Origin of the sequence: Craterilacuibacter sp. RT1T (assembly GCF_023502145.1) — a bacterium.
Lineage (GTDB): Bacteria > Pseudomonadota > Gammaproteobacteria > Burkholderiales > Chromobacteriaceae > Craterilacuibacter.
Window position 1 is genome coordinate 98,899 of sequence record NZ_JAMFLI010000004.1, and the last position, 14,563, is coordinate 113,461.

Annotated in this window: 12 protein-coding genes; 2 read left to right on the top strand and 10 right to left on the bottom strand. The window is 59.6% G+C overall.

The window, feature by feature from the left end:
• Positions 1 to 39 precede the first annotated feature (39 nt).
• The 6 genes from M3P88_RS08470 to secA form a co-directional block, all read right to left on the bottom strand.
• Complete coding sequence (locus M3P88_RS08470) at positions 40 to 822, bottom strand: DUF3658 domain-containing protein (protein WP_249615759.1); 783 nt, start codon at positions 820 to 822, stop codon at positions 40 to 42.
• 2 nt (positions 823 to 824) lie between these two features.
• Positions 825 to 1,607 carry a serine O-acetyltransferase gene (gene cysE / locus M3P88_RS08475; protein ID WP_249615617.1) on the bottom strand — a complete coding sequence of 261 codons (783 nt, stop codon included), beginning with the start codon at positions 1,605 to 1,607 and terminating at the stop codon, positions 825 to 827.
• A gap of 38 nt (positions 1,608 to 1,645) precedes the next feature.
• The gene (rng, locus tag M3P88_RS08480) at positions 1,646 to 3,142 is read right to left on the bottom strand and encodes a ribonuclease G (RefSeq protein WP_249615618.1); all 1,497 of its coding nucleotides are present in this window, start codon (positions 3,140 to 3,142) and stop codon (positions 1,646 to 1,648) included.
• An 11-nt stretch (positions 3,143 to 3,153) separates the two neighbouring features.
• Positions 3,154 to 3,750, bottom strand: coding sequence for a Maf family protein (locus M3P88_RS08485; RefSeq protein WP_249615619.1), 597 nt, complete (start codon positions 3,748 to 3,750; stop codon positions 3,154 to 3,156).
• 91 nt (positions 3,751 to 3,841) lie between these two features.
• The gene (locus M3P88_RS08490; protein ID WP_249615620.1) at positions 3,842 to 5,194 is read right to left on the bottom strand and encodes a bacteriohemerythrin; all 1,353 of its coding nucleotides are present in this window, start codon (positions 5,192 to 5,194) and stop codon (positions 3,842 to 3,844) included.
• Between the two features lie 118 nt (positions 5,195 to 5,312).
• Complete coding sequence (secA, locus tag M3P88_RS08495) at positions 5,313 to 8,027, bottom strand: preprotein translocase subunit SecA (RefSeq protein ID WP_249615621.1); 2,715 nt, start codon at positions 8,025 to 8,027, stop codon at positions 5,313 to 5,315.
• A gap of 232 nt (positions 8,028 to 8,259) precedes the next feature.
• On the opposite strand from secA, the gene M3P88_RS08500 reads away from it, so the two are divergent.
• Entirely contained in the window at positions 8,260 to 8,697 is a 438-nt protein-coding gene (locus M3P88_RS08500) for a DciA family protein (RefSeq protein ID WP_249615622.1), read from the top strand.
• A 138-nt stretch (positions 8,698 to 8,835) separates the two neighbouring features.
• Entirely contained in the window at positions 8,836 to 10,479 is a 1,644-nt protein-coding gene (locus M3P88_RS08505; RefSeq protein ID WP_249615623.1) for a methyl-accepting chemotaxis protein, read from the top strand.
• Positions 10,480 to 10,558: 79 nt separating this feature from the next.
• Here M3P88_RS08505 and M3P88_RS08510 read toward each other — a convergent pair whose 3' ends face one another.
• The 4 genes from M3P88_RS08510 to M3P88_RS08525 form a co-directional block, all read right to left on the bottom strand.
• Positions 10,559 to 11,626, bottom strand: coding sequence for a sulfate/molybdate ABC transporter ATP-binding protein (locus M3P88_RS08510; RefSeq protein ID WP_249615624.1), 1,068 nt, complete (start codon positions 11,624 to 11,626; stop codon positions 10,559 to 10,561).
• Between the two features lie 86 nt (positions 11,627 to 11,712).
• The gene (gene cysW / locus M3P88_RS08515) at positions 11,713 to 12,588 is read right to left on the bottom strand and encodes a sulfate ABC transporter permease subunit CysW (RefSeq protein WP_502798949.1); all 876 of its coding nucleotides are present in this window, start codon (positions 12,586 to 12,588) and stop codon (positions 11,713 to 11,715) included.
• Positions 12,589 to 12,596: 8 nt separating this feature from the next.
• The gene (gene cysT, locus M3P88_RS08520) at positions 12,597 to 13,433 is read right to left on the bottom strand and encodes a sulfate ABC transporter permease subunit CysT (protein ID WP_249615625.1); all 837 of its coding nucleotides are present in this window, start codon (positions 13,431 to 13,433) and stop codon (positions 12,597 to 12,599) included.
• A gap of 112 nt (positions 13,434 to 13,545) precedes the next feature.
• Positions 13,546 to 14,550: a sulfate ABC transporter substrate-binding protein gene (locus tag M3P88_RS08525; protein ID WP_249615626.1), complete on the bottom strand. Its 1,005-nt coding sequence runs from the start codon at positions 14,548 to 14,550 to the stop codon at positions 13,546 to 13,548.
• Between the last annotated feature and the right edge of the window lie 13 nt (positions 14,551 to 14,563).

Consider the following 14,563-nt stretch of genomic DNA (forward strand, 5'->3'; position numbering starts at 1 on the left):
TATTCGCATTAACAAAGGGAAATAGATTGTCGCTACCGTCTAGATAGCGGCCAGCAGCAAAGGTTGCCCGGCCCGGTTCAGCAGGCGCAAGGCACCGGCCTCGGCCAAGGTCAGCACGCGCCAGAACAAGAAAATATCGCTGACGAAGGTATGGTCTATCCGCCCCATACTCTCGCCCACCAGACGCGCAGCACTGACGCTGCCATGTGCCGCCAGCCCATCCAGCAGTACCTTGTCGTAGCAAGACAGCGCACGGCGGTGCAAGCTGCCCGCCTGCACTTCACGCACGCAGTCTCCGGCCCCCTGCCAGTATGCCCACTCTGCTGCCAGCGTCTGGCGCTCGGCCCGTGACAGCAGGCGGGCCTGACCGGCCAAGGGCGCTAATTCTGCCGCCGAATACATGCCGACCGCCCACAAACCCGGACGCGGGGTGTCCAGATGCCGGCTAATGTCGATCACCCATAATGCACTGTGCTCCGGACACTGGGCCGCCAGCATGCGTAGTAGCAGCGCGTCGCCGGCGTGGTTTCCCAGCCACAAGGTCAAGGGCATGGTCTGCTCCCACGCTTGCAGCAAGCTTCGGCATGCGCCGGCACGCTGACGCTGCCAGGCTTCGTCCCAGTCCGGCTGCGGCGGCTGATAGGCGCGCAACAGGCGCTGCCAGTGCGCGGTGCGCAGCTGCGGATCGATCTGATCGGCGTCGGCCAGCGGGCCATTACTCAGCTCATCCGGCCAGTCCAGCACCGTGCCCGCCAGCTGCCCGTCGGCAAGCAAAGCCTGCAGACAATCTGCCGCATAACTACCCGCCACCACATGCAACATGTTCAAACCTTCTGGTCCATATCCAGCGACGGCATGCCGACCGTCGCCTGCGCCACGACCCGCGCCGGCACGCCGGCCACCGTGGTGTGAGCCGCCACGTCTTCCAGCACCACACTGCCGGCACCAACCTTGGCGCACTCGCCGACATGGATATTGCCCAGAATGGCTGCACCGGCACCTATCATCACGCCGTTGCCAATTTTGGGGTGGCGGTCGCCACGCTCCTTGCCCGAGCCCCCCAATGTGACACCATGCAGCATCGAGACATTGTTGCCGATCACCGCAGTTTCACCGACCACCACGCCGGTGCCGTGATCCAGCATCACGCCATGACCGATGCGGGCCGCAGGATGAATATCGGCACCCAGCACTTCGGAAATGCGGTTCTGCAGGAAATAGGCCATGGTCTTGCGCCCCTGCTGCCATAACCAGTGCGTGACGCGCTGGCTCTGGATGGCGTGAAAACCCTTGAAGTAGAGCAAGGGGGTCGAATAGCTGTCACAAGCCGGATCGCGCTCGAAACAGGCCGTGATATCCGCGCGCATGGCCTGGCTGATACTGCTGTCGGCCCGCAGTGCCTCGTGAAACAGCTCCATCAGCGCCCGCGCATCCATCACCGGACTGGCCAGCTTGCTCGACAAATGAAAAGCCAGAACATCTTCCAGCGAGGCATGGCGCAATACCGTCATATGCAGAAAACTGGCCAGCAGCGGCTCGTCGCGCGCAGCCAGTGCCGTTTCATCCAGAATGGCGCGCCACAAGGCGTCAACCTGTACATCATTCATAAACTAACCTTTTTACGTCACCACAAGACTATTGCGGCTTACATCAGCACGACGTCGAATTGTTCCTGCGTATACGTGCTTTCCACCGACAGCGACACCGGCTTGCCGATAAAATCGATCAACATGGCCAGGCTCTGCGACTCTTCGTCGAGGAACATATCGATCACCGGCTGCGAGCCCAGAATACGGAAACCCTTGGCATCGAACTTGCGCGCCTCGCGCACGATTTCACGCTGGATTTCATAACATACCGTCTGTGCCGTCTTGATCTGGCCACGCCCCTGACAAGTCGGGCACGGCTCGCACAAGATGTGCGACAGACTCTCGCGCGTGCGCTTGCGGGTAATCTCGACCAGTCCAAGACTGGTAAAACCATTCAGCGTCACGCGGGTACGGTCACGCGCCATGGCCTTGGCCAGCTCGGACAGCACCGCCTGCTTATGCTCGTCACTATCCATATCGATGAAATCGACAATGATGATGCCCCCCATATTGCGCAGCCGCAGCTGGCGCGCAATGGCGTGGGTTGCCTCCATATTGGTCTTGAAGATGGTTTCGTCAAAATTGCGCGTGCCGACGAAGCCGCCGGTATTCAGGTCTATGGTGGTCATCGCCTCGGTCTGGTCGACAATCAGATAACCGCCAAACTTGAGGTTGACCCGGCGCGCCAGGGCGCGCTCGATTTCGGCCTCGATACCATGCAGCTCGAACAGCGGACGGTTGCCGCTATAGCGCTCGATCTTGTCTACCGCCGACTGCACATACTGCTCGGCAAACTCGACCATGCGCTCATAGTTTTCGGTCGAATCGACAATAATCTTGCTGGTCTGGTCGCTGACCATATCCCTCAGCACCCGTACCGCCAGCGGCAAGTCCTCATACAGGCAGCTCTGTGCCGGCAGATTTTGCGACTTGTGGCGGATATCGGCCCACAGCTTGGACAGATATTCGATATCGGCCGCCAGCTCTGCGTTGCTCGCGCCCTCGGCACTGGTACGCACGATATAACCGTGCGGCGAGCCGGCGGGCACCAGGTTCTCCATGCGCGCCTTCAGACTGTGGCGTTCGGCCTCGCTCTCGATTTTCTGCGAGATGCCGATATGCTCGTCCTGCGGCAGGTGCACCAGAAAGCGCCCGGCCAGCGAAATCTGCGTGGACAGGCGGGCACCCTTGGTATTGATCGGGTCCTTGATCACCTGCACCAACACCGTCTGCCCTTCAAACAGCATCTTCTCGATGCGTTGCGGCTCGGCCGGATGCTGGCGCTGCTCAAGCACATCGGCGATATGCAGGAAGGCGGCGCGCTCCAGTCCGATTTCGATAAAGGCGCTTTGCATGCCGGGCAAGACACGTTTGACCTGACCCAGATAGATATTGCCGACGATGCCGCGGCTGGCTGCGCGCTCGATATGCAGCTCCTGCACCACCGAGTCTTCCAGTACGGCCACCCGCGTTTCCTGCGGCGTAATATTGACGAGAATCTGTTCCTGCGGCCGTACGATATCGCGCGGCAAAGTAATGGACTGATGCAGCATGGCAACCGACCTCAAGGAAAAGTGAAGCCGAATTCAGCCAGCAAGGCCGCCGTTTCGAACAGGGGCAGACCCATGACACCGGTAAAGCTGCCATCGATGCGGGACACGAATACCGCCGCATGCCCCTGAATGCCGTAAGCGCCGGCCTTGTCGAACGGCTCGCCACTGGCGATATAGCGTTCGATATCGGCATCGCTCAGCGGGCGAAAGCTTACCTCGGTGACACAAGTCGCCACGCTCAGCGTGTCATCCTGACGAATGGCCACACTGGTCACCACCTGGTGGCTGCGTCCGGAGAAGGCGCGCAACATGCGCGCAGCGTCGGCGGCATCTACCGGCTTGCCGAAAATCTCGCCATCCTGCACCACCGTGGTATCGGCCGACAGCAGCGGGCGCGAAGGCAGACCACAGCTTTGCACTACCGCCCAACCGGCCGCCGCCTTGGCTGCCGCCAGGCGTTCGGTATAGGCAATGGCCTCTTCACCCGGTAAAACCGACTCGTCGATGTCGGCATGGATGCGTTCAAAAGCCACGCCCAGTTGCTGCAACAGTTCACGCCGGCGCGGGCTGCCCGACGCAAGGTAGATATGCGTATCGCTGGTAGTCATAGTCATCATGCCGAGAAATAAATTTTATTGGCATCTAGGTTACCAGAAGCAGCCCTGCCCCCGCACTTCATCTTCAGTCGGCCTTGAATGCCTAAGCGTGCGCGCCGTTCAGATAAGGGAAGAAAAGCCGGTCTTCGCGCAGCATATGGCGGGCAATCACCTCGTGCGCCAGAAACTGGAATAGCTCGCCTATGCTGGCTTCGCCCTGCTCGAAACGGCTGCACAGCGCATATGCCTGCGCCAGCAAGCCCGCGTGTATGGCGGCATGCTGTTCTGCCTGCGGATAGCCGGCTGCGTGCATGACAGCTTCTTCATGCTGGAAGTGCTGGCTGACATCGGCCAATAACCGGGCAATCAGTTCGGCTATCGATTCGCGCGAGCGCATCTGCAAGACCGCATCCAGCAACTGATTGCTGATGGCAAATAGTGTCTGATGCTCGGCATCGATGCCGTCATGCCCGCTTTCATAAGCCCTGCGCCAGCTCAGTTGCAAAAACCCGACGCTGGAAAAAGCATCGCTCTCTTTCTCGTCAAAACTGGCCTGCTCCACCCGGTTGCGGCCGCCTGCTTTGGCGCGATACAAGGCTGCGTCAGCACGCTCAAACCAGGGTTGCCAAGACTCGCCGGCCTGTCTGGCCGCGAGCCCCAGGCTGATCGTGACTTGCAGGCTGCGGGAAAACAGCAAGGTCGCGACGGCAAGACGCAAGCGCTCGGCCAGACGGGCGGCCGCCGCTTGTGGCGTGTCCGGACACAGCACCAGAAACTCCTCGCCCCCCCAGCGCACCAGCACATCACTGGCCCGCAGTGCACCGCGTAGCCGCTCGGCCAGCTCGCATAGCACCTCGTCGCCACAGGCATGGCCATGCGCATCATTAATGCTCTTGAAATGATCCACATCGATCATCAGCACCGAGAGCGGCCCCCCTTGCTGCTCGGCACGGGCAATCTCGTTAGGGATATGGCGTTCAAGAAAATGGCGGTTACGGGTACCGGTTAAACGGTCGGTGGCGGCAATGCTCTCCAGATCGGCAAGATTCTGCTGCAACTCGCGGTTATTTGACTCGGCATTCTGCAAGGCCTGGCGCAAGTCCTGTGCCGCGCGCGGCTCCTCGACCACCACGACGCCACTGAGTACGGCATGGCGACGGCTGTCATCCGACAGGGGAAACTCGACCAGCATCAGACGGGAGGACGGCTCAAACTCGCAGGCGGACTGCCCTTCCTGCCTGACCCGGTGATTGAGAATGGACAAGTGTTTGGCCACCTCTAAAGGGAAACAATCCTGATCCGTCAGCCCCTGTACCGTATCGCGTCCCAGCAGGCGGGAAAAGGTCGGTGTCGAAGACAGATAGCGCCCATCTTCGCCCCGGATCGCAACGGTCGCACTGCTATGCGGTAAAGCCGCAGACCAATCGTCAGCAAGGTCTTGGCATGAATTTTTCATCGTTCCAATTAAGATAGAATGTTATGTCTATCATACACCAAAGCTTCCGGCCTTATGACCGTGTATGCCGGATAGAAAAAGACCCGGCGCTGCCGGGTCTTGTGAGTGCTAAGCCAGCTTAAGCCAGCTTGCCATGACACTGCTTGTACTTGTGGCCGGAGCCGCATGGGCAAGGATCATTGCGCCCGATACGTATGCCCTGCGCCGCCAGCACTTCGGGGGCGTACGGATTCTCACCCCCGGCCTCACCCAGTGCCGAACCCGGCTCGCTATGGGTCAGCGACATGCCGGCCACTTCGTGCGGGGCGATCGCTTCGGCATCGGCTGCGCCATTGACCTGTACCGTCATCAGCACGCCAACGACACTCTTCTTGATGCGTTCCAGCATATCGGCGAACAGCTCGAATGCCTCGCGCTTGTACTCTTGCTTGGGGTTCTTCTGCGCGTAACCGCGCAGATGAATGCCCTGACGCAGGTGATCCATGGCCGCCAAATGCTCGCGCCAGTGGTTATCCAGCATCTGCAGCACCAAAGAGCGCTCGAACTGGCGCATTACTCCGTCACCGGCCAGCTCGACCTTGGCCAGATAGGTTTCTTCGGCCAGCTTGAGCACGCGCTCGCGAATCTGCGGAATATCCAATGCCGGCTCGGCCTGCAACCACTGTGCAATCGGCGCCTGCAGCTGGTACTCGCCTTCCAGCGCGGTTTCCAGACCCGGGATGTCCCACTGCTCTTCCATCGATTCCGGCGGCAGATACAGGTCCACCAGATCGGCAATCACACCTTCGCGCATATGGGTGACGATGGCGGAGACATCTTCGTCTTCCAGAATTTCATTGCGCTGGCCGTAAATCACCTTGCGCTGGTCGTTGGCAACATCGTCGTACTCCAGCAACTGCTTGCGGATATCGAAGTTGCGACCTTCCACCTTGCGCTGCGCGTTTTCAATGGAGCGCGACACCCATGGATGCTCGATGGCTTCGCCTTCCGGCATCTTGAGCTTTTCCATAATGGCGCCAACACGCTCGGAGGCGAAGATGCGCAGCAGCGGGTCTTCCAGGCTCAGATAGAAGCGGCTGGAGCCGGCATCACCCTGACGGCCGGAACGGCCGCGCAACTGGTTGTCGATACGGCGCGACTCATGGCGCTCGGTCCCGATGATATGCAGACCGCCGGCCGCCAGTACCGCGTCGTGGCGCACCTGCCATTCGGCACGGATCGCCGCGATTTTTGCCGTTTTCTCATCGCTGCTCAGGCGCTCATCGGCCTCGATCGCCTTGATTTCCGGCTCGGGGTTGCCGCCCAGCACGATATCGGTACCGCGACCGGCCATATTGGTCGCCACGGTAATAATGCCGGCACGACCGGCCTGCACGATGATATCGGCCTCGCGCGCATGCTCCTTGGCATTGAGCACATTGTGCGCAATGCCCGCCTTGGTCAGCAGCGTGTCGATCAACTCGGAGTTTTCGATGCTGGTGGTGCCCACCAGTGCCGGCTGACCGCGCTTCACGCAATCCTGAATGTCGGCGATGATCGCGTCGTACTTTTCCTTATTGGTGCGATAAACCTTGTCCTGCGTATCCTTGCGCACCATGGGCTTGTTGGTCGGAATGACCACCGTTTCCAGACCGTAAATGCTCTGGAATTCATAGGCTTCGGTGTCGGCAGTACCGGTCATGCCCGACAGCTTGCTGTACAGGCGGAAGTAGTTCTGGAAAGTAATCGAGGCCAGCGTCTGGTTTTCGCGGTTGACCTCGACCCCTTCCTTGGCTTCGACAGCCTGATGCAGGCCCTCGCTCCAGCGGCGGCCCGGCATCAGACGGCCGGTAAACTCGTCAACGATGACGACTTCGCCATCCTGCACCACATAATGCTGATCCTTGTGGAACAGGGCAAAACCCTTGAGCGCCGCCATCAGGTGGTGCATCAGCGTGATATTGGCTGCCGAGTACAGGCTGTCGCCCTCTTTCAGCAGGCCCAGTTGCTCGAGGATTTCCTCGCAATGCACATGGCCGGCTTCGGACAGCATGACCGAATGCGCCTTCTCGTCCACCCAGTAGTCGCCCTCGCCGTCTTCCACTTCCTGACGCTTGAGCATGGGCGGCACCGCATTCATGCGGCGATACATTTCGATATTGTCTTCGGCCGGGCCGGAGATAATCAGCGGCGTACGCGCCTCGTCGATCAGGATGGAGTCCACCTCGTCGACGACGGCAAAAGCCAGTTTTTTCTGCACTTTTTCGCTGGTGGCAAACACCATATTGTCGCGCAGGTAGTCGAAGCCGAATTCGTTATTGGTGCCGTAGGTGATGTCCGAGGCGTAAGCCGCCTGCTTGGCATCATGCGCCATCTGGCTAAGGTTGACCCCGACGCTCATGCCGAGGAAGTTGTACAGCTTGGCCATAATGGCTGCGTCGCGGCTGGCCAGATAGTCGTTGACCGTGATCACATGTACGCCGTTGCCGGTCAATGCATTCAGATACACCGGCAAGGTCGCGACCAGGGTCTTGCCTTCACCGGTGCGCATCTCGGCGATATTGCCGTCATGCAGCACCATGCCGCCAATCAGCTGCACGTCGAAGTGGCGCATGCCCAGCACGCGGCGGCTGGCTTCGCGACACACGGCAAATGCCTCGGGCAGGAGCTTGTCCAGCGTCTCGCCCTGAGTCAGGCGCTGCCTGAATTCTGCGGTTTTGCCCGCCAGTGCATCGTCAGACAGCGCGCGCATTCCCTCTTCCAGGGCATTGATGCGCATTGCTTCCTGACGATACTGCTTGATCAGCCGGTCATTACGGCTGCCGAAAACTTTCTTGAGTAGCGTCGAAATCATTGAGTGATCCACAGGGCCTAGCGGGCCGGAAAAATGCAGTCGAGTTTAGCACATGCGTAGCTAAGGGTTATGGGGGCATGGTTGCGATGTATCAAGTCTTGGCCGGATCAATATAAAAATGACACATAAGGAATACACCTGAGCGCCAAAGATCACAGCGACCCTATGCCACAAACACCAGCGCGATCAAGTAGAATGCAGCCTTCCCACCTTACATCATCCATTGCGCCGTATGAGCAGCCAACGCTTTCAGGATTTTGCCCGCCAAAATAACGCCCTGTCCCGGCTCACCGCCGAGGCCGGCGCTTTGCTTGCGCTGGATGCCGCGTTTCAGAAGCTGCTGCCGGCGGAGCTGGCGGGTCAATGCCGCGCCGTGCGCATCCGCGAAGAAGAGCTGGTGCTATTTGCCGACAATGGCATGGTTGGCGCGCGCCTGCGCATGCTGGCCACCAGCTTGCTGCCCACGCTGGCACGCCAGGGCTATATCGCCCAGCGCGCCCGGGTGCGCATCGAGCCGCAATACCGCACCATCGTCCAGCCCAAAGCGCTGCATATCGGCGAACAAGGTATTGCTGCCCTCGAACAGGCGGCGCAAAGCCTGCCACATCAGGGCCTGGCACAAGCGCTGGCACAGTTAGCCAGACACCAAAAAGCGCGTAACGCCGGCTAAACGCCCTCCTGTCTTTCTTCCCTTTCCGGCCAAACCTCCGCTTATTGACTTGGCGCAAACCCTCTCCATGCGCATAGGTCTTAATATGCACTCATATAAAATGCATCCAGTCGCTTTAAATAATATAGAGTCCCATTCATGAAGCTGCTCGCCAACCTTAAAATATCGACCCGTCTCTACGCCAGCTTTGCCCTGATTACGCTGCTAATGGTGGCCGCCGGTTTCAGTACCTATCTTGGCCTGTCCAAAGTCCGCAATGAGCTGCTGAGCATCAGCGAAATCAATCAGGTCAACCTCAACCTTGCCACCAATATGCAGGTAAACCAGCTGGAGCAGCGCGTCATCCTGCGTACCTTGCTGTCCACACCGGCCGGCCCAGAGACCCAGGCACTACAAGAGCAGTTGCTGCAAGTGCAACAAGCTTATGCCCAGCAAGAACAAAAACTGGAGACCATGCTGAATCATCCGGAGACGCTGGAGCAGGAGCGCGTGCTGGGAAAACGCATCCGGCAATATCAGCAACAGATCCAGCAATACACGCAAAAATTGCTGCAAGCGGCGAATGAGGGGCATTACGCCGAAGCCGAGGCCATCGTCAAGCTCGATATGGCCCCCATCAACCGCGACTGGCAAAAGGCGCTGCATGAGCTGGCCGAGCTGGAAATGGCCTCCACCCGCGAAGACACCGGCGATGCACTCGCCGATATCGATAATGCGATCCTGATTATCGCGCTCAGCAGCGGGCTGGCCATTCTGGCCAGCCTGATACTCGGCATGGTACTGGCACGCTCGATCACCCGCCCGGTCGCGGATGCGGTCGCGCTGGCCGATGCCTTGGCACAAGGCGATCTGAGCCGCACCGCGCCCATCCGCCGCAATGATGAAATCGGCCATATGCTGGGCGCACTCAATGGCAGCGTCTCCCGCCTGTCGCACACGCTGCAACAAGTCAGCACCAGCACCCATGCGGCAGTCGGCATGGTGGAAGAGCTGGCCAGTGCCGCCGGACAAGTCCATATCGCCAGCAACAAGCAATCGGAAGCGGCCAGCGCCAGCGCCAGCGCCGTCGAGCAACTGACGGTCAGCATTGCCAGTGTGGCGGATGCAGCCGGCGACTTGCGCCAGAAAGCGCAGCAGAACCTGAACATCAGCCGGCAAGGGCTGGGCGAAATGCATCTGCTGGAAAAGGATATGGGCGCGATGCAGGAAGTCATCGGCCAACTCTCCAGTTCGGCGCAGGACTTTATCGAGAATACCCAAGCCATTAGCAAGATGACGCAGGAAGTACGCGACATTGCCGACCAGACCAATCTGTTGGCGCTGAATGCCGCCATCGAAGCGGCACGCGCCGGTGAAGCCGGTCGCGGCTTCGCCGTGGTCGCCGATGAAGTACGCAAGCTGGCGGAAAAATCTGCCAAGTCTGCCGCCGAAATCGACCACTTCAATGCCAAACTGGGGGAAAAATCAGCCTCGCTGGCCGACGTCGTGCAGCAAGGCGTCAACACGCTGGACACCAGCCGCGTATGCACTGCCCGCGTAGCCGAACTGTTCCAGCAAAACGACCGCATCCTGCAACAGGCCAATGCCGATGTGGAGGGCATCGCCAGTTCGGTAGACGAGCAGCGCACGGTCAGCGGCGAGATTGCGCGCAATATGGAACAAGTGGCGCAAATGAGCGAGGAAACCACGGCCGCCATGCAAAACATTAGCGAAAATGCGGTTCAGATTGCCAACTCGTCTCAGGCGCTCAATCAGGATGTCAGCGCTTTCCGCCTGCAATAAGGCCAAGCCGGCAGCACGCTGAAACAAAAAAGGGCGTCCCCACCGGGATGCCCTTTTTACTGCCCGCGCCCGGCCAGGATCAGATCGCGTAATCCTGTGCGCCGACAAACACCGACAGTTTCTTCGGCGCAACAAACACCTTGTCGCCCAGCATCAGTCCCAGTTCGCGGTATCGCTCCTTGGTCAACGCCACTTCGATCGCCTCGCCGCTGTCCGGCACCACCTCGATACGTACCAGCGGGCCGACAGCATGGATATGCTCGACGCTGCCGGCGGCCAGCGCACCCTGTGCCACACGGCTGATGTCCAGATCATGCGGGCGGACATAGGCCACCGCCTGATCGCCACCGACCGTGCCGGCTTCCAGTGCATGGGCAAAATCGCCATGGGTGAAGTGGCCGCCATCGACGCGGCCATGGAACAGGTTCACGTCGCCCAGAAAACGGGTCACAAAAGGCGTGGCCGGGTTTTCATAAATATCGTCCGGCCGGCCGATCTGCTCGATATGGCCGTGATCCATCACCACTACCCGGTCCGACACCTCCAGTGCTTCTTCCTGATCGTGGGTCACAAACACGCTGGTGATATGCATTTCATGATGCAGATCGCGCAACCAGCGGCGCAAATCCTTGCGCACCTTGGCATCCAGCGCGCCAAATGGCTCGTCCAGCAGCAAGACGCTAGGCTCGACCGCCAGCGAGCGCGCCAGCGCGATACGCTGGCGCTGGCCACCGGAGAGCTGGGCCGGGTAGGCATCCGCCAGCCAGTCCAGCTGCACCATTTTCAGCAATTTCATCACCCGTTCGCGGATTTCCTCGCGCGAAGGACGCAGCTTGCGCGGCCGCACCGAGAGGCCGAAAGCCACATTGTCGAATACGGTCATATGGCGGAACAGCGCATAGTGCTGGAACACGAAACCGACCTGACGCTCGGCCACATGGGTATGCGTGCTATCGGCACCGCTAAACAAGACCTGGCCGGCATCGGGCTTTTCCAGCCCGGCAATAATGCGCAGCAAGGTGGTCTTGCCGCAACCGGACGGCCCCAGTAGCGCCAACAACTCGCCCGACTCGACTTTAAGGCTGACCTTATCCAGCGCAGTAAAATTGCCGAAACGTTTTTCAATATTGCGGATTTCGATGCTCATACTATGTCCCTTATTTTGGGGGGGAGTAGGGAATGGCGAGTGGGGAGTGACTCCCTACTCACCATTCCCTACTCCCTACATCTCTACTACACCAATGCTTCCCGTGCCTGCTGTGTCCTGACCAGCGAGGCTTCGTGCTGGCGCTCCATGCGCCACTCGACCAGCGTCTTGACCGCCAGCGTCACCAACGCCAGCAGGGCGAGGATGGAAGCGCAGGCAAAAGCACCGACAAAGTTGTATTCGTTGTACAGAATCTCTACATGCAGCGGGATGGTATTGGTCTCGCCACGGATATGGCCGGACACCACACTCACCGCGCCAAACTCGCCCATGGCGCGGGCATTGGTCAGGATCACGCCATACAACAAACCCCACTTGATATTGGGCAGGGTGACATGCCAGAACGCGGCAAAACCCGATGCACCCAAGACGATGGCCGCCTGCTCCTCATCCTGCCCCTGCGCCTGCATCAGCGGAATCAGCTCGCGGGCCACAAAGGGGAAGGTCACAAACACCGTCGCCAACACAATGCCGGGAATGGCAAAAATGATCTGGATATTGTGCTCGGACAACCAGCCGCCCAGCCAGCCATGGCTGCCGAACAGCAGGATGTACATCAAGCCGGCCACTACCGGCGACACCGAAAAAGGCAGATCGATCAGCGTGGTCAGCAGGCTCTTGCCGCGAAACTCGAAGCGGGCAATCGCCCATGCCGCCGCCACGCCGAACACGAGGTTCAAAGGCACGGCAATGGCAGCAGCAATCAGCGTCAGCTTGATCGCTTGCCAGGCCTCATACTCGACCAAGGCATCGGCATACAGATCCCAGCCCTTGGCCAGCGCCTCCCAGAATACCGACACCAGCGGCACTAGGAGGAATACCAGCAAAAACAGCAGGGCCAGCGTAGTCAGGGCATAACGCACCCAGGCGCGCTCGGTCGTTAGCGTGTGTTGCATCGCCATCACTCACCTCACTTCATGCCGTGGCGGCGACTGGTCCACCACTGCAGCAGATTGATCGCAAACAGCACGCTAAAGGACAGCATCAGCATCACTACTGCGACCGCGGTTGCGCCAAGAAAATCGAACTGTTCCAGCTTGGAAATAATGATCAGCGGCGCAATTTCCGACACCAGCGGGATATTGCCGGCGATAAAGATCACCGAGCCGAATTCGCCGGTCGCCCGGGCAAAAGCCATGGCCGTACCGGTCATCAGCGCTGGCAACACCGCAGGAAAAATCACGCGCCGGAAAATCTGCCAACGCCCGGCCCCCAGACAGGTGGCGGCCTCTTCCAGCTCGCCCTCCAGATCCTCCAGCACCGGCTGCACCGTGCGCACCACAAAGGGCAGGCTGACGAAAATCAGCGCAATCACGATGCCGGTCGGCGTAAACGCCACTTTCAGGCCCCACGGTTCGAGATACTGGCCCAGCCAGCCATTGGGTGCATAAATGGTGGTCAGCGCGATGCCGGCCACCGCCGTCGGCAAGGCAAAGGGCAAGTCGACCAGGGCATCGACAAAGCGCTTACCGGGAAAGCGGTAGCGCACCAGCACCCATGCGACCAAGAAGCCCATCACGCAATTGATTAAGGCCGCCAGTGCCGCCGTGCCGAACGACAGCTGCAAAGAGGCCACCACGCGCGGCGCACTCACCGTCTCCCAGAACAGGGGCAAGCCCAGCTGGGACGAGGTCAGGATCAGCGCCGTTAAAGGCAGCAGCACAATCAGCCCCAGCCAGAAGATGGCATACCCTAGAGACAGGCCAAAGCCGGGCAGGACGCTGTAACGTTTGGCAAGAAAAGTCATATTCGAAATCCAGTGTCCGGCATCATGGACTGGGGATCCGGGATCCGGGATCTGCGCCCCATTCCCGAGTCCCTGATCCCTGATCCCTAGTCCCTAATCCCATTCTTAAGCCTTATTTTTTGGTATAAATCTGGTCAAATACACCGCCGTCGGCAAAGTGGGTCTTCATCACGCCATCCCAGCCGCCGAATACCTTGTCCACGGTAAAGGTTCTGACCGGTGGGAACTGGCCGGCAAACTTGGCCAGCACCTGCGGGTTTTGCGGACGCAGATAGTTCTGTGCGGCCAGCGTCTGGCCTTCGTTACTCCACAGATACTTGAGGTATTCCTCGGCCTGCTTGCGCGTGCCCTTCTTGTCCACCACCTTGTCCACCACCGCCACCGGATTCTCGGCCGCCACGGTCAGGGTTGGATACACAATCTCGAAACTGCCGCGACCGAATTCGCGCGCAATCATTTCCGCCTCGTTCTCGAAGGTCACCAGCGCGTCGCCGATCTGGCGCTGCATAAAGGTGGTGGTAGCGGCACGACCGCCGGTGTCCAGTACCGGTACATTGCCAAACACCTTGCCGACAAAGCCCTTGGCCGATGCGTCATTGCCGCCGGGCTGCTTCAAGGCCCAGCCATAGGCGCCGAGATAAGCATAACGGCCGTTACCCGAGGTCTTGGGGTTGGCAATAATGGCCTGCACCCCCGGGCGAGCCAGATCTTTCCAGTCGCGGATGGCTTTAGGGTTGCCCTTGCGCACCAGAATCACCGTCGCCGAAGTAAACGGCACGCTGTTATTAGCCAAACGTTTGGCCCAATCCTTGGGCACCAGCGCGCCGCGTTCGGCCAGAATATTGATGTCTGGTGCCTGATTCATGGTGATCACATCGGCTTGCAGGCCATTGACCACGCTCATCGCCTGCTTGCTCGAACCGCCATGCGACTGCTGCAGCGTCACCGTCTCGCCATTCTTGGCTTTCCAGTATTTCTGGAAAGCCGGGTTGTAGTCCTTGTAGAAGTCGCGCATCACGTCGTAAGAGACGTTGAGCAAAGTCACGTCGGCAAAGGCCGGGATGCTGGCGGACGACAACAACAGGGCGGTCAGCGTTTTCAGGGCAAGACGTTTCATCGGGTTTTCCTTG

Coding starts and splice junctions, on each gene's coding strand:
- M3P88_RS08505 (WP_249615623.1), top strand. CDS start 8,836: ATGAAGCTGCTCGCCAACCTTAAAATATCGACCCGTCTCTACGCCAGC.
- M3P88_RS08525 (WP_249615626.1), bottom strand. CDS start 14,550: ATGAAACGTCTTGCCCTGAAAACGCTGACCGCCCTGTTGTTGTCGTCC.
- secA (WP_249615621.1), bottom strand. CDS start 8,027: ATGATTTCGACGCTACTCAAGAAAGTTTTCGGCAGCCGTAATGACCGG.
- M3P88_RS08490 (WP_249615620.1), bottom strand. CDS start 5,194: ATGAAAAATTCATGCCAAGACCTTGCTGACGATTGGTCTGCGGCTTTA.
- rng (WP_249615618.1), bottom strand. CDS start 3,142: ATGCTGCATCAGTCCATTACTTTGCCGCGCGATATCGTACGGCCGCAG.
- cysT (WP_249615625.1), bottom strand. CDS start 13,433: ATGACTTTTCTTGCCAAACGTTACAGCGTCCTGCCCGGCTTTGGCCTG.
- M3P88_RS08470 (WP_249615759.1), bottom strand. CDS start 822: ATGTTGCATGTGGTGGCGGGTAGTTATGCGGCAGATTGTCTGCAGGCT.
- M3P88_RS08500 (WP_249615622.1), top strand. CDS start 8,260: ATGAGCAGCCAACGCTTTCAGGATTTTGCCCGCCAAAATAACGCCCTG.
- M3P88_RS08485 (WP_249615619.1), bottom strand. CDS start 3,750: ATGACTACCAGCGATACGCATATCTACCTTGCGTCGGGCAGCCCGCGC.
- cysE (WP_249615617.1), bottom strand. CDS start 1,607: ATGAATGATGTACAGGTTGACGCCTTGTGGCGCGCCATTCTGGATGAA.
- cysW (WP_502798949.1), bottom strand. CDS start 12,588: ATGGCGATGCAACACACGCTAACGACCGAGCGCGCCTGGGTGCGTTAT.
- M3P88_RS08510 (WP_249615624.1), bottom strand. CDS start 11,626: ATGAGCATCGAAATCCGCAATATTGAAAAACGTTTCGGCAATTTTACT.